The 19,384-nt window shown below is 46.5% G+C and carries 16 protein-coding genes and 1 other RNA gene; 15 read left to right on the forward strand and 2 right to left on the reverse strand.

The features are described 5' to 3' along the window. Positions 1 to 972 carry a tripartite tricarboxylate transporter substrate binding protein gene (locus FD968_RS03710; protein WP_215367432.1) on the forward strand — a complete coding sequence of 324 codons (972 nt, stop codon included), beginning with the start codon at positions 1 to 3 and terminating at the stop codon, positions 970 to 972. Here the strand turns inward: FD968_RS03710 and FD968_RS03715 are convergent, their stop codons facing one another. Further along, the gene (locus FD968_RS03715) at positions 973 to 1,998 is read right to left on the reverse strand and encodes a tripartite tricarboxylate transporter substrate binding protein (RefSeq protein ID WP_251367628.1); all 1,026 of its coding nucleotides are present in this window, start codon (positions 1,996 to 1,998) and stop codon (positions 973 to 975) included. A 140-nt stretch (positions 1,999 to 2,138) separates the two neighbouring features. Between FD968_RS03715 and araD the strand changes: the two genes are divergently transcribed. The 4 genes from araD to FD968_RS03735 all read left to right on the forward strand — a co-directional run bounded on the left by araD (position 2,139) and on the right by FD968_RS03735 (position 6,978). Continuing rightward, entirely contained in the window at positions 2,139 to 3,878 is a 1,740-nt protein-coding gene (gene araD, locus FD968_RS03720; protein WP_215367433.1) for an L-arabinonate dehydratase, read from the forward strand. A 35-nt stretch (positions 3,879 to 3,913) separates the two neighbouring features. Beyond that, on the forward strand, positions 3,914 to 4,480 hold the full coding sequence (locus tag FD968_RS03725; RefSeq protein WP_215367434.1) for an SRPBCC family protein: 567 nt from the start codon (positions 3,914 to 3,916) through the stop codon (positions 4,478 to 4,480). 44 nt (positions 4,481 to 4,524) lie between these two features. Next, a complete protein-coding gene (locus FD968_RS03730; RefSeq protein WP_215367435.1) occupies positions 4,525 to 5,514 on the forward strand; it encodes a sulfurtransferase in 990 nt (329 codons plus the stop codon). A gap of 330 nt (positions 5,515 to 5,844) precedes the next feature. Then, positions 5,845 to 6,978 carry a linear amide C-N hydrolase gene (locus tag FD968_RS03735; RefSeq protein WP_215367436.1) on the forward strand — a complete coding sequence of 378 codons (1,134 nt, stop codon included), beginning with the start codon at positions 5,845 to 5,847 and terminating at the stop codon, positions 6,976 to 6,978. A gap of 36 nt (positions 6,979 to 7,014) precedes the next feature. On the opposite strand, the gene ffs is transcribed toward FD968_RS03735, so the two are convergent. Then, positions 7,015 to 7,113, reverse strand: an RNA gene (ffs, locus tag FD968_RS03740) — signal recognition particle sRNA small type. 32 nt (positions 7,114 to 7,145) lie between these two features. On the opposite strand from ffs, the gene dnaX reads away from it, so the two are divergent. The 10 genes from dnaX to FD968_RS03790 all read left to right on the forward strand — a co-directional run bounded on the left by dnaX (position 7,146) and on the right by FD968_RS03790 (position 19,379). Then, positions 7,146 to 8,846: a DNA polymerase III subunit gamma/tau gene (gene dnaX, locus FD968_RS03745; protein WP_215367437.1), complete on the forward strand. Its 1,701-nt coding sequence runs from the start codon at positions 7,146 to 7,148 to the stop codon at positions 8,844 to 8,846. 75 nt (positions 8,847 to 8,921) lie between these two features. After that, positions 8,922 to 9,245, forward strand: a complete 324-nt coding sequence (locus FD968_RS03750; protein WP_215367438.1) for a YbaB/EbfC family nucleoid-associated protein — start codon at positions 8,922 to 8,924, stop codon at positions 9,243 to 9,245. A gap of 21 nt (positions 9,246 to 9,266) precedes the next feature. Next, positions 9,267 to 9,881 carry a recombination mediator RecR gene (gene recR, locus FD968_RS03755; protein ID WP_215367439.1) on the forward strand — a complete coding sequence of 205 codons (615 nt, stop codon included), beginning with the start codon at positions 9,267 to 9,269 and terminating at the stop codon, positions 9,879 to 9,881. A 135-nt stretch (positions 9,882 to 10,016) separates the two neighbouring features. Beyond that, the gene (locus tag FD968_RS03760) at positions 10,017 to 10,283 is read left to right on the forward strand and encodes a type II toxin-antitoxin system RelB/DinJ family antitoxin (RefSeq protein WP_215367440.1); all 267 of its coding nucleotides are present in this window, start codon (positions 10,017 to 10,019) and stop codon (positions 10,281 to 10,283) included. Continuing rightward, on the forward strand, positions 10,270 to 10,554 hold the full coding sequence (locus tag FD968_RS03765) for a type II toxin-antitoxin system YafQ family toxin (protein WP_215367441.1): 285 nt from the start codon (positions 10,270 to 10,272) through the stop codon (positions 10,552 to 10,554). The genes FD968_RS03760 and FD968_RS03765 overlap by 14 nt, the downstream gene beginning before the upstream one ends. A 124-nt stretch (positions 10,555 to 10,678) precedes the next feature. Further along, complete coding sequence (locus FD968_RS03770; protein WP_215367442.1) at positions 10,679 to 11,662, forward strand: DUF6282 family protein; 984 nt, start codon at positions 10,679 to 10,681, stop codon at positions 11,660 to 11,662. 189 nt (positions 11,663 to 11,851) lie between these two features. Beyond that, complete coding sequence (locus FD968_RS03775; protein ID WP_215367443.1) at positions 11,852 to 13,273, forward strand: carbohydrate porin; 1,422 nt, start codon at positions 11,852 to 11,854, stop codon at positions 13,271 to 13,273. 184 nt (positions 13,274 to 13,457) lie between these two features. Continuing rightward, the gene (locus FD968_RS03780) at positions 13,458 to 15,011 is read left to right on the forward strand and encodes a TolC family protein (RefSeq protein WP_215367444.1); all 1,554 of its coding nucleotides are present in this window, start codon (positions 13,458 to 13,460) and stop codon (positions 15,009 to 15,011) included. Between the two features lie 9 nt (positions 15,012 to 15,020). Beyond that, entirely contained in the window at positions 15,021 to 16,292 is a 1,272-nt protein-coding gene (locus FD968_RS03785; protein WP_215367445.1) for an efflux RND transporter periplasmic adaptor subunit, read from the forward strand. Next, positions 16,293 to 19,379 carry an efflux RND transporter permease subunit gene (locus FD968_RS03790; RefSeq protein WP_215367446.1) on the forward strand — a complete coding sequence of 1,029 codons (3,087 nt, stop codon included), beginning with the start codon at positions 16,293 to 16,295 and terminating at the stop codon, positions 19,377 to 19,379. Positions 19,380 to 19,384 lie beyond the last annotated feature (5 nt).

Below are 19,384 nucleotides of genomic sequence, written 5' to 3' on the forward strand. Positions count from 1 at the left end.
GTGAAGTTATTTCAACAGTGTTTTGTCACAGTAGCGTTAGTGATTTCCTCTATTGCCCATGGTGCTCCGTTTCCAGAAAAACCGATTCGCTTAATTGTTCCATTTACTGCCGGTGGCAACGTGGATAACTCCGCACGTACTGTTGGACAAGGATTATCTGAGCAATTAGGTCAAAGTGTGATCGTAGAAAACAAACCTGGTGCCAATACTCTTATTGGTGCAGAGTTTGTGGCGCGCGCTAATCCAGATGGGTATACCTTATTGCTGGGTACCCCAGAGAGTCTAGCGATTAACCCACATGTTTATAAAAAGATTAACTACGATCCACTCAAAGATTTGGTAGCGGTAGGTTTAGTGGGTAACTTTCCATTTGCTCTGGTAGTCAATCCAAAATTACCAGCAAACAATATTAAAGAATTTGTAGCCTTGGCCAAAGGCACTCCTGGAAAAATGAACTATTCATCATGGGGTGTCGGTAGTACGTCACAAATTACTTTTGAGAAGTTCAATCAGGTGGCGGGAATTGATTTAATCCATATTCCATTTCAGGGAGCTGCCCCAGCGATCACCGCAATTGCAGCCGATCAAGTACAAGCGATGATGGTGCCGCTTTCAGTGGCTTTGCCTCAGGCAGCAGGTGGCAAAGTGAAAATATTAGGTATCACCACTAGTCAACGATTTGCCAGTGCTCCTGATATTCAAACTTTTCAAGAGCAGGGCTATCCCCTAGTCATGAGTGGCTGGCATTTAATCGTCGCGCCGAAGAAAACCAGCCCAGCAGTTTTACAAACTTTGAATCAACATCTGAATAAGGCACTTGAAACGCAAACGACTAAAGACGCCTTAATTCGGATTGGCATTGAACCAAGCCCAGGTTCAATCGCACAAGCTAGTAAGCTGATGCAGACTGAATACGAGCGCTGGGGTAAGACTGCTAAGGATGCAGGAATTGCGATTGAGAAGGCCGAGTAGTTACTCTGGCTTAATCCCCGACTTCTTAATCAAATTTGTCCAAAGCTCAATTTCAGATTTCAAGAAATTGTTATAAGCGTTAGCACCCAAAGGCGGAATCACAAAGCCAACCGACTCAATGCGTTGCCGTACTTCAGGTGTTTGTAAGGCTTGAATCATGGCGGCTTCTAACTTATCCATCACAGGTTTGGGTGTTCCTTTAGGAGCACTAATACCCGCCCAAGACAGCGCCTGAAATCCTGGGTAACCACTTTCTGCCACCGTCGGAATGGTGGGGTAGAGTGGATTGCGCTGCAAGCTGCTCACTGCGATCGGACGCAATTTACCAGCCGCAACATAAGGCAGTGCTGCATCTTGGTTAATGAAGATCATGGGGATTTCATTAGCGAGAATGGCGTTCATTAGTGGGCCACCACCACGATATGGAATACCAACAATCGGTAGCGGATTGCAATTGGTTTTCGTTTTCATATCGGCGCAAGTGGAGGTTGCTTGACGCAATAACTCCATGGCCATATGACCTGAAGAGGCATAGGTATAGCCGTAATCAAGCTTGCCTGGATTCTTTCTCGCGTAATCAACAATATCTTTTAAGGTTTTAAAAGGGCGATCTGGATTGACCACCAATACATTAGGACCCAAATCAATTAAGGAGATATGGGCAAAGTCTCTCATAGAGTCATATTTGAGATTGGGATCTAGTCCATGGGCAACCGCATTTTGACCAACACCCGTCATCACCAAGGTATAACCATCGGGTTGTGCGCCAGCAGCTCGCTCAGCGCCAATCACACCGCCACCGCCACCGATATTTTCGATCACAAAGGCTTGCTTCAAAATCTTGGTTAACTGTTCTGCAGAAATGCGCGCCATCAGATCAGTGGTGCCTCCAGGCGGAAAGGGCACAATAATTTTGACGGGCTTATTTGGATACTCAGATTGTGCGAACGCAGAAAGCGAGCCAAAGCATGCCAGAGAGCAGATGCAAAGCGCTCTAACTACCTTCATTAAAACGGAATGCCTCATAGTGTCTCCATCTTTAGTTATTTTTAATCACTTATTTTTACTAAGAGTAATTAAATAGCCTTCAGAAAACAAGTACAGACATACCCTTTCCTATAAATCAGGCATTAATATAAGGATATTCAAATCTACGGCCAAATAAAATGACCAAAAAAACCAAAGAATCCCTGCGTAGTGCTCGTTGGTTCGAGCCTGATGATCTCAGGTCATTTGGACATCGTTCTCGCGCAATGCAAATGGGCTATGGTCCTGAGGATTGGTCAGGCAAACCTGTCATTGCCATAGTCAATACTTGGTCAGATATTAATCCTTGCCATACACACTTTAAGCAACGCGTTGAAGATGTAAAGCGTGGGGTATTACAAGCTGGTGGATTTCCGATTGAGCTGCCAGCCATTTCTTTATCAGAGTCTTATGTCAAACCAACTACGATGCTCTATCGCAATATGCTTGCCATGGAAACCGAAGAGCTTATTCGCTCTCATCCAGTAGATGGTGCAGTACTGATGGGTGGCTGCGATAAAACGACGCCAGGTTTAGTCATGGGTGCGCTGTCAGCAGGTCTGCCATTTATCTATCTACCAGCTGGCCCAATGCTACGTGGTAATTGGAAAGGTAAGGTGCTCGGCTCTGGTTCTGATGCTTGGAAGTATTGGGATGAACGCCGTGCCGGCAATATCTCAGAAACGCAGTGGCTAGAAGTGGAAGGCGGGATTGCCCGCAGTCACGGTACTTGTATGACCATGGGCACAGCCGCAACCATGATGGGTATCTCAGAAGCATTGGGCCTTACATTGCCTGGCGCGTCGAGCATTCCGGCTGCAGATGCAAGTCATCCAAGGATGGCTGCTTCTTGTGGCCGAAGAATTGTAGAGATGGTTTGGGAGGATTTAACCCCTGCCAAGATTCTCAATAAGACGAGTTTCATCAATGCGATCAATGCCGCAATGGCAATGGGATGCAGCACCAACGCGATCATTCATTTAATAGCGATGTCACGCCGCGCCGGCAAAGAATGCACCGTGAGTTTGGAAGATTTTGATCTGGCGAGCCGTAAAGTTCCCGTGATTGCCAATATCAGACCAAGCGGCGATCAATACTTGATGGAAGACTTTTATTACGCTGGTGGTATGCCTGCCTTGCTCAAGCAAATGGGCTCTCATCTGAACCCCAGCGCGATGACCGTTACTGGTAAAACGATTGGCGAGAACATTCAAGATGCCCAAGTGCATAACGACGATGTCATTAGGCCGCTCAGCAATGCTATTTATCAAGAGGGCGCACTCGCAGTTCTCAGAGGCAATATCGCCCCTGGTGGCGCAGTGATCAAGCCAAGTGCCTGTGCTGAGAAATTCTTAAAACATACTGGCCCAGCTCTCGTGTTTGATAGCTATCCCGAGATGAAAAAAGCCGTTGAAGATGAAAATCTTGACGTCACTGAAGATCACATTCTGGTGCTAAGGAACGCAGGACCAAAAGGCGGCCCTGGCATGCCAGAGTGGGGTATGTTGCCGATTCCGGTCAAGCTAGTGAAACAAGGTGTACGAGATATGTTGCGCCTATCGGATGCGCGCATGAGTGGCACCAGTTACGGCGCCTGTATTTTGCATGCCTCACCAGAATCCTATATTGGTGGACCACTTGCATTAGTGAAAACGGGTGACCTCATCACTGTTGATGTACCGAACAGAAAAATACAGCTTGAGATTAGCGATGAAGAGCTCAATCAAAGAAAAGCAAAGTGGAAAGCACCAGAGCCTAAATACGAACGTGGTTATGGTTGGATGTTCAGCAAACATATTTTGCAAGCAGAAGACGGTTGTGACTTTGACTTCCTAGAAACCAGCTTTGGTAAGCCAGTGCCAGAGCCAGATATTTTTTGAGTCAAATGAATTCCAATCTACTCTAGAATCATCCAATGAAATGGATATTGATCTCAATACTGAGTGTGATGAGCTTACAAGCCTTTGCCCAAGATAGCGATAACCCTTTTAATGTTCAGATCAACATCAAGCCAGCCAATGGGCGCTTTCACATTAATGCGAATTACTCCGTTCCCATTGCACCTTGTAATGCTTATGCCTTTTTGACGGACTATGAAGCCTCTAAAAACATTGCAGGTGTAGTCGACTTAAAAATTCTTTCTCGGTCTACTAACAAGGTTCGCGTGAGTAGAGTCTTAGAAGAAGACATCCTCTTTTTTCATGTAGAGCTCAAAACGGTCGTTGAATATACGGAAGTGCCGTATCACCAGCTCAGTTTTGAGCAGGTAAGTGGCGATGCCAAACTTTATAAGGGCACCTGGAAGATCCTACCCGATAAGAATAAGACGGTTGTGAAATACGATGCTGTGGTAGAGCTCGACTCTATGGTACCGATGGTAGTGATTGAGTACTTCATGAAAAATAATTTACATGAGCGACTCGAGTCTATGGCTCAAAAAGCAGCCCAATACAAACCCCCAATAGTGCTAGCCTGTAAATAGACGGTTTGGTGTATCGTTTATTCCATTAACCCAAAGGAATTATCGTGAAATCATTATTAGCCCTTGTTCTGACATCCATTGTTTCGCTGGCATTTGCCCAGCAAAAAGGAACCATCATCCAAACGGATCAAGTACAGCAGGCAGTGGCTCGTGGCGCGATTATTTGGGATGTACGTGATGAGAAGAGTTACTTAGAAGGCCACATACCAGGAGCCATCAATATTGGCGAGATCGGTAGTACTCTGCGAGACCCCAATAAAGAGGACTACATTCCTACAGAGCAAATACAGAAGCTTTTTAACAATGCTGGCTTAGATGTTAATAAAGATATTGTGGTCTATGGCGCACGTGGCAATCCCTATACTTATTTTGGCCTGTATACCGTGAACTATTTTGGCGGCAAGAATGCGCAGGTCTACCATGACGGCATTGATGGCTGGAAGCAAGCAGGCTTACCCATTCAAAAAGAACGTCAAACTTTGCCTCCGGTATCAGTAGCACTCATTGCACAACCTCAATTAGTGGTGACGAATGAAGAGATGCGCAAGATTGCTCAATCCAAATCAGTACAGATCATCGATGCCAGAACTCCTGACGAATATTCAGGTAAAGATGTGCGCACGATTCGGGGTGGTCACATTCCCAATGCCATCAATATTCCCTTTGAAGACAATTGGCAAGATCCAGCTACTGCCATTAAGTTAGGCAAGAAGCAGGTTGCCGATAACTCAGGCATGACGCTGAAAAACCAAACGGATCTCAAGCAACTATATGCCAAGCTCGACCCCGATAAAGAGACTGTAGTCTATTGCCAAAGCGGTGTCAGGGCAGCCGAGACTGCTACCGTACTCAAGACCTTGGGCTTTAAGAAAGTCAAAGTGTATGACTCCTCTTGGTTAGGGTGGGGTAATAACCTGAGCGCGCCAGTAGAAGATGAAACCTTCTTAAATGTCGGCGCACTCAATGCGAAGATGGCTGCTATGCAAAATAAAATCAATCAGCTAGAAGAAGCCTTAAAAAACAAAAACAATTGATTCACAGTAATGCATGAGTGGAGTGTAGGAAAGTTATATCCTTTCCTACATCCAATTCATCCCCAGTCCCTATCTATCGCCACTACAAACCTCTACGCTGAACCTTTCTATATAGAGGAGGGTTCGGTTTGCAAGTATCGGTTGAGCGCACCCATAAGACATTACGTCTCTTTAAGATCCAGCTAGACGTCCGAACCGTCCTAGTTTTGGCCATTATTTGGATGATTTGGGGAATATTTAGGATTTTGAAGATCTTCTAAATCTTTCAATTTCCTCCCAGCTTCTTCAGTTAGAATTTCCTTTAACACCACACTAACTAAAGGGGTCGCCGTGCAAAAACAAGTGAAACACTCATGGACAAATAAATTCATTAAGCAATCGGTTGCAGCATCTGTATCTGTCACATTGGCCTTCACACCTTTAATCGGCAATGCTTGTACGAGCTTTTTGATCAAAGGTAATGACAGCGGTTACGTATATGGCAGAACGATGGAGTTTGGTTTAGCACTCAAGTCGCAACTCACCCTCATTCCCAAAAATACGGCTATGCAAGGTGTGGGTGTGGATAGTAAACCCGGAACTGGTCTTAATTGGACAGCTAAATATACTGCTGCTGGCATGAATGGTTTGGGTTTGCCAGTACTCGTTGATGGTATGAATGAAAAAGGTTTGGTCGGTGGTTTACTGAACGCTCCTAATACTGCGGTATATCAGGCGGTAGCACCTGCTGATTCTGCCAAGAGTATTGCGTCAGTGCAGATGCTCACTTATGCCTTGACCAACTATGCAACGATTGATGAAGTTAAAGCTGGATTTCCGAAGATTATGGTGAATCGCTCCATCATTCCGGCATTTCGGAATCAATCGGCACCTGTACGCATGACCTTGCATGATGCGACGGGTAAGAGCCTCGTCATTGAGTATCTGAAAGGCGAGTTGGTGATGACCGATAACCCAACTGGGGTGATGACCAATGATCCTGCCTTTCGAGAGCAGCTCAACAATATTGGTAACTACGCAAATCTAGCCAATGTTGAGCGCAATGCTTTGGTGATTAATGGCGCGAGTTTTGTACCACCAAGCTCCGGTAGTGGTTTGCATGGCCTGCCAGGAGACTACCTCAGTCCAAGTCGCTTTATTCGTGCGCTATTTTTAACTAAGTCCGTACCGACTACTTACACAACTGCTCAGCAAACCAATACTGCTTGGCATATTTTGGGTAGCTTTGATATTCCTCCTGGTGCGATTAGCTTGCCAGCAAGTAATGCCTACGGCGGTGGTGCAGGCGGGATTGAGATTACCGAATGGTCTGTAGTTGCTGATAATAAAAATCGGATGTATTACGTCAAGATGTTTGAAAATACCAATGTGTTGGCGTTTGACTTTAAGAAGATTGATCCCAATGCCAAAGGGGTGCAGTTTTACGATCTTAATAAACCACAGACCTATATTCCTATCAATTAGGGATATTTGATCTGGCTTCGTAAATGCAGGCTGGGGGTGGATGAGCCAAACCCCCGGCACTGGCAGAAATTGGGTTTGGCTGCTTCGTTCCCGACCTGACCAGGTTATCCAACCCACCATGCGGGGAGGCCCATCCAATTCCATTTTAGCTTGTTAGAATGTAAGACATGACAGCATTGGCATTAGCCCGCTCGTGGCGCCCCAAAACATTCTCTGAGCTCGTTGGACAAGACCATGTGGTTAAGGCCTTAACCCATGCTTTGGATCAGGGACGCCTGCATCATGCCTGGCTCTTTACGGGCACCCGTGGGGTAGGTAAGACCACGATTGCCCGCATTATGGCCAAAGCACTCAATTGCACCGGATCGGATGGTTCGGGCAAGATGACTTCGGAGCCTTGCGGAAAATGCCCAGCCTGTATGGAAATCGATGCAGGTCGTTTTGTTGACTATATTGAGATGGATGCAGCGAGCAATCGGGGTGTTGACGATATTGCTGCCCTCCTAGAAAAAGCAGCCTACGCACCAAGCAATGGTCGCTATAAGGTTTACATGATTGACGAGGTGCACATGCTCACCAATCATGCCTTTAATGCCATGCTCAAAACATTAGAAGAGCCACCAGAACACGTCAAATTTATTCTGGCAACGACCGATCCACAAAAGATCCCTGTCACCATTTTGTCCCGTTGCTTGCAGTTCAATCTCAAGCAAATGCCAGTACCACTCATCGTTGAGCATTTAGAAAAAGTACTCGCCGCAGAAAAAGTGGAATACGAAGTCAATGCTCTGCGTGTTCTAGCCAAAGCGGCTCAAGGCTCCATGCGCGATGCTTTATCTCTGACGGATCAAGCCATTGCGTATGCTGCTGGCAAAGTTACCGAAGAATCAGTACGCGGCATGCTCGGCACATTAGATGATGCCTATCTCATTCGCATTCTGGATTGTTTGATTGCCAAAGATGGCGCAAGCCTTTTAGCAGTTGCTAATGAAATGGGAGAGCGCAGTATGTCTTTCTCGTTAGCATTACAAGATCTATCAAGCTTGTTGCAAAAAATTGCAGCAGCACAAGTTGTTCCAGAATCTGTATTGGAAGATTGGCCAGAAGCAGGCGAGATTCGTCGCTTAGCGGGTCAACTGACGAAAGAAGAAGCGCAGCTCTTCTACCAAATCACCATTACTAGCCGTCCTGACTTATCGCTCGCACCAGATGAACAGACTGGCTTTGCGATGACGTTGCTACGCATGTTGGCATTTCGCCCTGGAAACAATCCTGGTGGAGGCGGTGGTTCTGCCTCCTCACCAACAACGCCATCAGCGCCACCTGTCAATACTGCCAGACCTTCTGCTGGATCAGCAGCACCTGCTCCAGCTAGAGCTTCAGCTCCTGCGGCTAAGTCAGCGCCAGCATCTGCGCCTACCAAGCCAGTTGCTTTCGCCCCTGCGCCAGCCGCTGCTCCAGTTGCCGCTATCGGTAATTCAGCAGAGCGCCCTGATTGGCATGCCTTGATGCGTCAGTTGCCTGTGCGCGGTCTCGTGCAACAGTTGGCATTTCAGACAGAGTTACAAAATTGGACTGACTCAGCAGCAGGCGTTAAAGCAACGATCGTGACCCCCATGCCGCAGTTAGCTTCCGAAGCTTCTATTGGTCGCCTAGCTGAAGCACTCACAGCGCACTTTGGTAAGCCAGTCAAGATCGTGGTTGAGAAGGGTGAAGTAGAGGGTAAGACAGTTGCTAAAGTTGATGCGCAGATTCATCAAGAAAAGCGCATGAATGCTGAGCAAATGATTGCCGCTGATCCTTTTATTCAGCAGCTAGAAAAAGAGTTTGGAGCTAAGGTAGTTGGTGGCTCCGTGAAGCCGCTGTAAAGCGTTTTGGTGATTCAACATCAAACAGAAATATATTTTTTACTGCATATACATAATCATTAAGGAAAAGAAGCGATGATGAAAGGTGGACTGGCTGGTCTCATGAAACAGGCTCAGCAGATGCAAGAGAAGATGAAAGTAGCGCAAGAGCAATTGACTGCGCTAGAAGTGACTGGCCAAGCCGCTGGTGGCTTAGTGAAAGTCACCATCTCTGGTAAATACGAGCTTAAGCGCGTACAGATTGATCCAGGTGCCATGGATGATCGCGAGATGTTGGAAGACTTGATTGTGACAGCCTACACAGAAGCGTTCAAACAAGTCGAAGCTGCTAGCGCGCAATTGATGTCGGGCGCAACGGCTGGTATGCCAATGCCTCCTGGTTTTAAGTTACCTTTCTAACGCAATTGATTTAATTTATTTATGGCACGCATAGAAGCGCCTCAAGATGCCCTCGGTCGATTGATCGAGGCATTGCGAGTATTGCCTGGAGTAGGCCCCAAGTCTGCTCAGCGCATGGCCTTCTATTTATTGCAGCATGATCGCAATGGCGCAGCAGTGCTTGCCCAATCATTGGGTGAAGCAGTAGAGACCGTTGGTCACTGCGCCCGTTGCAATACTTTCTCAGAAACCCAAATCTGCAGCACCTGCTCTGATGGTCGTCGTGATCCATCTTTGCTATGTATTGTGGAAACACCCGCTGACCAAGTGATGGTAGAGCAGACCTTAAGCTTCAAAGGCAATTACTTTGTACTGATGGGACGCATCTCGCCACTCGATGGCATGGGTCCTAATGAGATTCACTTTGATCGTTTACTTACTCGCATTGAAGCGCCTGATACCGGCGTGCCCATTCGTGAAGTGGTGCTAGCCACCAACTTCACTAGTGAAGGTGAGGCAACTGCTCATTACATTGGCGAAGTGCTCAAAGCCAAAGGCATTAAGGTCACACGTATTGCTAGGGGTATTCCGGTGGGCGGTGAACTCGAGTATGTAGATGCGGGCACGCTCGCCAGAGCCTTAATGGATCGTCGATAAATCAGACCTTAACTACACTTGATTGAGGAAAAGGGGGCATATTAGCCCCTTTTTTATTGCCTATTTTCTGCTAAAATGTAGTCACAATGAGACTACAAATGATACTTTTAATGTTTTCTTGAGCGGGAGAAGTCAATGACCATTGCTGATACCTATGTCCGTGCCAGGATAGATAGGGCAACTAAAAATAGCGCTTCGCATGCACTAGAGGCGATGGGCTTATCTATTTCTGATGCAATTCGGATGTTGATGTTGCGGATAGCTGATGAAAAGCAGTTGCCTTTTGCTGTGAAGGTTCCCAACGCAAAGACCAGAAAGGCAATGACTGAGCTCAAATCAGGGAAAGGTAAGCGATTTAAAACCAGCAAAGCACTGATGGCGGATTTGCATGCGGATGATTGAAAGATCTTCTGTATTCAAAAAAGACTTCAAACGTATCTACGCAAACCCAAAACACAAAAATAATATTGAGCGTCTTCTATTGAGGGTAATAGAGCTTTTGGTATTGGACAAAAGCTTGCCAGTTCATTTACGAGACCATGATTTGATTGGCAATTGGTATGGACATCGTGAATGCCATATCAAGCCTGATGTATTGCTCATTTACAAAAAGCCTGATGAACAAATATTGAGACTTGCTCGCCTAGGAAGCCACAGCGACTTGTTTGGATAAGTTGTTACTGGGTGTAATTGCACTTGATTTCCTGTGGCCATAGGGGAACTACTTAAATACCGCTTGGAATAGATGCTATAGAGTCAATCTATTACAAAAAAGTAGTTCTACAGGGAGATGGATCATGCGTAAATTTCAATCAAGCAAAGTCTTGGTGGCAAGCTTAATGACTGCTGGCCTCATATTGACTTCCAATATTACTCAGGCACAAGTTGGCTTTCCGCCACCACCACCAAAAGTGAGTCCTGCCGCAGGTGTGATTGATATGCACGTGCATCCTGATCCAGATGTTTTTGGTAGAGCATTAACCGATTACGAATTAGCCACCATTGCTCGTCGCAAGGGAATGCGCGGCATTGTGATTAAAAACCATGTGGTGACAACCAATGACCGAGCGGCTCTCGTGATGCAACAAGTGCCAGGCATTGAAGTGTGGGGCGGTATTGTGCTCAATAAATCCGTAGGTGGTGTTAATCCTTCCGCAGTGGAGTGGATGCATCGCATGTCTGGTGGTCGTGGCAAAGTGGTGTGGTTACCGACCTTTGACTCTGATAAGCATGTCAAGACCCTGGTCGACAAGAACCAATCTGGCATCGTCGTAGCACCGAATGGTCAAGTCACACCAGAGCTTGAAGAAGTATTAAAAATCATTGCTCGTGAAGATTTAATTCTGGCTACGGGTCATATCTCTGCCGATGAGGTAGTGACAGTAGTCAAGCGCGCCAAAGAGTTGGGCGTGAAAAATATTTTGATTACCCATGGCCTGACCAATATTCCAGGCCTTTCATGGGATCAGGCTAAACAAGTAACAGCGATGGGTGCTTATATTGAAATTTGTTATCTGCAATTTATGACTGGCCCTACAGCCCAGTACAAATGGATGACCCATTGGGAAAAAGTCGATGCAACCGTAGTTGCTAAAGCGGTTAAAGAAATTGGCGCGGATCATTTAGTGCTCTCAACCGACTTGGGTCAACAAGGCATGATGACTCCACCAGATGGCGTTGAGAATGAAATTGCGGCAGTCAAAGCAGCGGGCGTATCGCAATCTGACATCGACAAGATGATGAAGAAGAACCCAGCAAAACTGTTGGGTCTAAAAGACTAAGAGGCATTTCCTCGCGATTCCTGAGTGTTTATGTCACGCCTGCGACATAAACACTAGGTAAATTGCCTCTTTTTGGGGATAATTTGGGCTGCGCCACCCTTGGGCTTCAATCCCTAGCGGTGACAGCCTAGTTTTCTCAATCGGAATATAGCCACAGCTTTGATGCTCTGGCATCCAAAGAAATTGTGAATGACCCGCAAGTTTTATCTACTCCTCCTGTTGAGCATTATTTGCACTTTTCTCGGAGCTACTGCGTTTGCGCAGAGGGCGGGGTCGGGTGCTGACCAAGTTGCAAGCTTTGCATCACCGATTCAGGATCTACCGACTGAAGGCGAGTTATTTGGTTTACCGGTAAACGTTCACGGTCAAACTACTTACATCAACCAGCGTTATAACAATTTCACCTCAAGCTATTCAGGGCAAAACAGCTTGTCTGCTTTGAAGTCGATGAGCTACACCTGGTCGGGTACTTTGTTCTTTGGTGCGCGCTTAGCACCTGATACCGATATTTATTTCAATCCCGAAGTGATTTCTGGCGTGCCATTTTCTGGCTTAACTGGTTTAGGTGGCTTCTCAAATGGAGAGGCAACTAAAGCTAATGGTGCACAAGCAAAGTTTTATTCTGCGCGCGCATTTTTGCGTCAGACCTTTAATCAAGAGGGTAGCAAAGTGCTGCTCGAGAATGAGGCCAATCAAATCACACAAACCGTGAGCAGTAATCGCGTGGTTGTCACTGCTGGTCAATTTTCTACTTTAGATATTTTTGACGATAGCCGTTACGCTAAAGATCCTCGCATTCAGTTTATGAACTGGGGCAATATGACCTATCTGGCCTATGACTATGCAGCCGATGCCCGTGGCTACAGTACTGGCTTAGCGGGTGAGTGGTACTTAGATCACTGGGTATTGCGTGCGTCTCGCATGCTCGCACCCAAGACGCCTAATGCGCGCGATCTTAATTGGCAAGTCTTTAACGCCTACGGTGATCAATTTGAAATCGAGCGCCAGCATCATGTTGGCGACTTACCGGGTAAGGTGAGCGTGCTCGCATATCGCAACAAAATGATCTTGGCACGTTTTTCTGATGCAACCAATTACATTCTCCAGGATCCTGCTCAGCGTCAAGGTACTCAAGCCATTAATAATGTGCGCAACAACTACCAATACAAAACGGGTATTGGTATCCATGGAGAACAAGCCTTGACGAAAGACTTGGGTATCTATGGTCGCGCGTTTACTTCTGATGGTCATACCGAGACGATGTCATTTACTGAAGCGGATAACTCTGTCTCGGTAGGTATGGGTATGAACGGTACTAGCTGGACTCGCCCACATGACACGATCGGTATCTCGATGATGCAAAACGGACTATCGAGCTATCGCAAAAATTATTTACAAACGGGTGGCGTGTCTTATTTCATTGGTGACTATGCCGGGCCTACGCAAACGATTAGCTATCGCCCTGAGCGTATCGGTGAGGTGTATTACAACGCCATGGTGGTCAAAAATATCCTAGCGGGATTGAACTTTCAGCATATTCAAAACCCAGCCTACAACTCGGCCCGCGGCCCTGTAAATATCCTGTCTTTTAGGATTCATGCCGAGTTTTAAGGGGTTTACTGAGGCTATCGTTCATTATTATCTTTAGAATCAATAGTTTAGCGATTGGGAATAATTCGACTTTTGGCTTTTGTCCCCTATAATCCTTAAAACCCCCTTTAAATGGGTATTGATGTGATCAAAATCCGCTTTAGGGGCTATAAAAACAGCATTTTTTGATTTGGGGCGGCCGCATTTGTTGATTCACGGCACACGTAAAACGAGCGTAGTAGATTTACTCAAAAGCATTGCACCATATGCAATGACTACTTTTGTTGTTGCCCTATCTTCTTTTTCAGTAACGAGTTTTGCGCAATCGGCTGATAACACGCCAGCAAGTGTGACGGTGCAATCAAGCGATGGTTCATTAACAGCGCCACCGAATGTTGCTATTGGTGCACAACTGAGTTCGCAAGATAAAAATGCAGCGCCCGGTTCTAAGGCAGCTGAATTATTTGCGCCAGTCACCAAAGCCAATACACCCAAGATTTATACCAAGCCCATTGCTAGTGGTCCAACCGAAATGGATCTGCGTCAGCTTTGGAATGAACTCAAGATGAATAATCCGCAGTTATCGTCTTTGCGCGAATCTTATTTATCTGCCAAAGCAACGGTACCGCAGATTGCTGCGCCAGCTAATCCACAGGTTGGCTTAGTGTGGTCAGGTATGCCAGTCAATTCTCCATTTGCTTTGGGTGGTGCGAACGCTCCTAGTCCTGGCTACCCCAATGGCATTAGTAGTAATAACTCGATTTCTGTTGCTCAACCGTTTCAGTTTCCGGGCAAGAAGAGTTTGGCTGCCGATATTGCTGATACCAATGCAGAAGCACTCTTAGCCAGTTCGGAATCCACCTATCTCCAGCTAGGCGCACAGCTATCTACCCTGTACTACAACGCCTTGGCGTCTCAAAAGCAATTACAGGTCTTAAAAGAATCAGTCGTGCGTTTAGAAATGATTAAGAACGTTGCTAAAGCCCGCTATGCCAACAATGCTGCAGCGTATGTTGAATATCTCAATGCGCAAGTAGCGCAAAGCGCAGCGCAAGCAGACCAATTTAATGTCGAACGTCAGTTACAGGTAGGTCTGAATAACATCAATACACTGGTGGGCCGTCACTCGCGTGAGAAGTTAATTTTGCGTGGCGATGTACGTCGTGCACTGACGGGTGTGCCAACCTTAATTGAGTTGGAAGACTTCGCAGAAAGTAGTCACCCCTCTTTAAAGAGTTCCGCCTTGCAACTTGAATCAGCCCGTAAAGGTGTAGACCTGGCCAAGAAAGCATACTTACCTGACTTCCAAGTGATTGGCTCTTCATACACACCACGTGGACCATTCTCTGCGAACAATGGTGCGATGTTCTATCAGTTTGAATTAGACCTCATCATTCCGCTGTATTTCTTTACCAAAGAAAAGTACGGAGTAGAGCAGGCGCAGCGCAATCAAGCGGCAGCTGAGGCGGGCAATATTTCGAATCGTCAGCAAATTGTGTTGGCGGTAAACACCGCATATGCTGCTTATGAGCAAGCCAAGAATCAAACCCAGTTCTTAAAAGAGCGCCAAGTACCTCAGGCGGATGCCGCCTATAAGGTTGGATTGACCCAATACTCCAATAATGGGCAAGGATTTAATGATTTATTGACTGCGCAAACCCAATTGCGTAACTTAGAGATTGCGTTAGCGCAGGCAGAGAGTAATTTGCTGCAGGCGCAAGCAGTATTAATGGTTTCAGCGGGCAAAGAGCCTTTTTAAGGAGTAGCTTTGATAGATCAAATTCTGTCGTTTCTAAAACGCTTGTCTGAGAAGGCAAAGCCGATTTTGCATAAAGGTGCCGAGCATGGCACGCACCATGCAAAAGTCGCTGCTGCTGGTTTGGCAGGTTTGTATTGGAATCTATCTCCACAAAATCGCCATCGTGTACGTTTGGCTGCTTATGCTTTTGCCATTCTTTCGGTTGGTATCGTGGTCGGCCGTGTCACGAACGTAAACCGTACCGTCAAAATTGAATCTTCTGATAAAGCGCTCAAGGTTGAAAAGACGGGCGTATTGGAGTTGAAATTACCAGGCGTTCAACTCAACCCTGAGATTTATGTATTTCAGACTGCTGAAAAGGTACAAGTACCAGTCAATATTAAGGTGCCAGGACGCTTAGCCTTTAATGCTGAAAAATCGAAAGTACTCTCTGCTCGTGCTCCTGGCAGGGTAGAGCGCATCTATGCCTTTGATGGTGCCCAAGTTGATGTGGGTTCACCGATTGTTGAGCTCTATAGTCCTGAGTTCCTCTCCGCGCAGCAAGAATATTTACTCTCTTCTAAAACTGCCAAAGTATTAGAGAGCAGTAAAACCATGAGTGATTTGCTCGGCGATGCACGCATTACACAACAAGCTGCTGCCAACCGCATGAGAAATCTTGGTGCAGGTGATGGCGATATCAAGAGTATTGAAACGACTGGTAAGACTACCAGCAACTTGATCATGCGCTCACCTTTAAAGGGTGTTGTCGTGAAGCGAAATGTAGAACCCGGTTCTGCCGTGAATTCTGGCGATGTCATCACGACCTTAGCCGATCCAAGGCATCTCTGGTTCTTGGGTAATGTGTTTGAACAAGACTTCCGCTTGATTAAGCAAGGTCAAAAAATGATTTTGCGTCTTGAGGCCTATCCAGAAAAAGAGTTCGTCGCCTACGCAAATTACATCGCGCCAACCATTGATCCACAAACCCGCGCATTACTCATTCGTGCGGATGTTGAAAACACTGATGATCTCTTGCGTCCAGATATGTTCGCTGCTGGTTTGTTAACTACAGGTGTTGCCGATGCCGTGGTTGTGCCGCAATCAGCTATTGTCCGTGTGCGCGAGAACCGCTTTGCGATCATTAAGGTGGGCCCTGAAACTTTCCGCCGCGTACCTGTAAAAGGCTATGACCTCAATAGCAAGAGCTTTGCGATTACTGAAGGTGTCGAGCAGGGCTGGCAGGTACTGTCAGAAGGCGCTGTTTTGTTAAACGATCGCTTTGCTAAGCAGGAGGACTAAGTGAGCGTTTTTACCTCCTTTATTCGAGGGGTTATCGAGAAGCGCGTATTAGTCATATTTGCTTCGATCGTGCTCTTGGGTCTTGGCATGCTCAGTCTGAGCAAATTGCCGATTCAACCTTACCCAGGTGTGGCGCCATTGACGATTCAGGCGATCTCACAATGGCCGGGTAGAAGCACGACTGAGGTTGAGCAGCAAGTCACCATTCCAGTAGAAAACGCATTAGCCGGTATTCCAGGTCTACAGGCATTTCGTTCTGTATCACTCTTTGGTTTATCGGTTGTCACCCTGAAGTTCAATGACACGGCAGATCCATTCAAGGCACGGCAAGTATTCATTTCCAATTTAGCTAACGTCAGCTTTCCGCCTGGCGTAACTTCAAGCGTGAGTCCCGACTCAGATGCAACGGGCGAGATTATGCGTTATGAAGTGCGTTCTGAGTACGCCACTTCCACTTTGCTTAAGACATTGCAAAACTATGAGATCTATAAAGAGCTCAAACAAACTCCGGGTGTAGCAGACGTATCTTCATTTGGCGGCAAGGTTCGACAATACCAAGTCATCGTTAGCCCAGAAAGTCTGCAGGCTAAAGGCGTATCGATTAACGATTTGATCTTGGCACTCTCGAATGCCAATAGCAATACCGGTGGTGGCTTATTACCCAGTGGTGAGCAACAGTTTGTAGTCCGCGGCGTTGGCTTGCTGAAGAACATTGATGACATCAAGCAGGTGGTCGTTACCAACAATAAAGGCGTACCAATTCGAATTGGTGATGTAGCTACCGTGCAGATTGGTAATGCACCACGCTTGGGGATGTTCCAGTTCAATGACAATCCAGATTCTGTAGAAGGGATTGTGTATTTGCGTCGTGGTGAGAATGCGACTGAAGTCTTGGCCCGCGTGCGCAGTACCGTGGAGAACATTAATAAGCATGTATTGCCACCAGGCGTTGAAGTAAAACCCTTCTACGATCGCCAGGTGTTGCTCGATATCACCATTGGAACCGTTAAGCACACCTTATTCTTTGGTATCTCTTTGGTTCTTGCAGTCTTGTTTTTCTTCTTGGGCAATATTCGTGCTGCTGCAGTAGTAGCTGCTGTCATCCCCTTAGCTTTGTGTGTGTCATTTATTCAGATGCACTTATGGAGCGTGCCAGCCAATTTGATTTCTCTAGGTGCGATTGACTTTGGTGTGATCGTGGACTCCGCGGTGATTCTGACGGAGAACGTCATGCGTCACTTGGAGGAGGGTGGTAAGCGCTTGAACCAAAGCATCATCATGGCAACCAGTGAAGTGCAGCGTGCCATGATTTACTCCACCGGCATCATCATCGTGGCTTACTCCCCATTGTTTTTCATGGGTGGTGTTGAAGGCATTATCTTTAAACCCATGGCCTTCACCATGGGCTTTGCCTTGATCGCTGCAATGATTCTGAGTCTGACCTTCCTACCGGCGATGGTCTCTTTGGTATTTGGTGAGAACCTGCATCACAAACCACCATCATTCATTACCAAGATCTTGGATGGCTACAAGCCTTTGCTCCGTAGATGGATGGATCGTCCATTAACGGTATTCTCGGTAGCAGTGTTTGTGCTTGGCTTAACGCTCTTGAGTATGACGCGTTTGGGTACTGCCTTCTTGCCAACGCTAGAAGAGAACAATATTTGGCTGCGCGTGACTTTGCCAAATACGGTCGACTTGGATTACTCCGTCAAGATTGCCAATCAGTTACGTGAAACCTTTATGAAGCAACCTGAGATTGATAAGGTGGCTGCACAGATTGGTCGCCCAGACGATGGTACTGATTCGACTGGCGTGTTTAACCAAGAGTATGGCTTGTATCTGAAGAGTCCCGAGAATATGCCAAGCGGCTCTTCTAAGAAGGATCTCATAGCGCATTTAGAGACGGAACTTAATAAGATTCCGGGTGTTACATATAGCTTCTCACAATACATTCAAGATAACGTGAATGAGGCGCTTTCGGGTGTTAAGGGAGAGAACTCGGTCAAGATCTACGGCACCGACTTAGAAGTGCTCGACCAAAAAGCCCATGAGGTCATTGATCAACTCAAAAAAGTGCGTGGCGTAGCGGATGAGGGCATTCTCAAAGAATTGGGTCAGCCAACCTTGAACATTCAGATTGATCGTGAACGTGCATCCCGTTACAACATCAACGTAAACGATATTCAGACAGTGGTGGCTAATGCGATTGGCGGCGCTGCAGTTACTAACTTACTTGAAGATGAAAAGACCTTTGGTATTGCGATTCGTCTGAATGAAGGCAGTCGCAACGACGTTGCAGATATTAGGGGATTATTGGTTGACTCTCCAGACGGTACAAAAGTTCCCCTCTCGATGGTGGCAACGGTTCAGCTAACAGACGGACCTTTCTTCATTTACCGTGAAGCAGGTAAGCGCTATATCGCGATTAAATTTAGCGTACGTCACCGTGACTTAGGAAGCGCTGTAGAAGATGCGCAATTCTTGGTCGAGAAAAATATTACTTTGCCGCCAAACTATTCGATTAGCTGGGATGGACAGTTCAACCAGATGAAGCAGGCACAGAAAAAATTGATGGTGATTGTGCCTTTAGCTTTATTGGGGATCTTCTTGCTACTAGTGAGTGCATTTGGCAATTTCCGTGATGCCTTTATCGTTATGATTAATGTGCCATTTGCTGCCATTGGTGGTGTACTAGCCTTACACCTCGCAGGAGAGACCTTAAGTATCTCAGCGTTCTTTGGATTCTTATCGCTCTTTGGTATTGCGATTCAGGACGGTGTGATCTTGATCTCCTTTATTAATAAGACGGCCGCTACTGAGCATGGTCAAATGAAAGACATCATGGTTGAGGGCGCCTCTTTGCGTGTGCGTCCTGTATTGATGACTGCAGCACTATCAGGCCTTGGTCTCTTGCCGGCCGCTTTATCACATTCGATTGGTTCTGAAGCGCAGCGTCCATTGGCCTTGGTGATTGTGGGTGGTATGGTGACTACAACGGTACTGACACTCTTAGTATTGCCGGTGATTTATGGTTGGTTTAGAGGTCGCTCATTAGCTCCAGCTGTCACTCCAAGCAATCCTTAAGAAAC

It is taken from the genome of Polynucleobacter sp. AP-Titi-500A-B4, from assembly GCF_018688095.1.
GTDB lineage: Bacteria > Pseudomonadota > Gammaproteobacteria > Burkholderiales > Burkholderiaceae > Polynucleobacter.

What these genes read in the sequence shown, in the direction of transcription:
- FD968_RS03715 (WP_251367628.1), bottom strand. Translation starts at nt 1,998, where the DNA reads ATGAGGCATTCCGTTTTAATGAAGGTAGTTAGAGCGCTTTGCATCTGC.
- araD (WP_215367433.1), top strand. Translation starts at nt 2,139, where the DNA reads ATGACCAAAAAAACCAAAGAATCCCTGCGTAGTGCTCGTTGGTTCGAG.
- FD968_RS03725 (WP_215367434.1), top strand. Translation starts at nt 3,914, where the DNA reads ATGAAATGGATATTGATCTCAATACTGAGTGTGATGAGCTTACAAGCC.
- dnaX (WP_215367437.1), top strand. Translation starts at nt 7,146, where the DNA reads ATGACAGCATTGGCATTAGCCCGCTCGTGGCGCCCCAAAACATTCTCT.
- FD968_RS03750 (WP_215367438.1), top strand. Translation starts at nt 8,922, where the DNA reads ATGATGAAAGGTGGACTGGCTGGTCTCATGAAACAGGCTCAGCAGATG.
- recR (WP_215367439.1), top strand. Translation starts at nt 9,267, where the DNA reads ATGGCACGCATAGAAGCGCCTCAAGATGCCCTCGGTCGATTGATCGAG.
- FD968_RS03760 (WP_215367440.1), top strand. Translation starts at nt 10,017, where the DNA reads ATGACCATTGCTGATACCTATGTCCGTGCCAGGATAGATAGGGCAACT.
- FD968_RS03765 (WP_215367441.1), top strand. Translation starts at nt 10,270, where the DNA reads ATGCGGATGATTGAAAGATCTTCTGTATTCAAAAAAGACTTCAAACGT.
- FD968_RS03770 (WP_215367442.1), top strand. Translation starts at nt 10,679, where the DNA reads ATGCGTAAATTTCAATCAAGCAAAGTCTTGGTGGCAAGCTTAATGACT.
- FD968_RS03775 (WP_215367443.1), top strand. Translation starts at nt 11,852, where the DNA reads ATGACCCGCAAGTTTTATCTACTCCTCCTGTTGAGCATTATTTGCACT.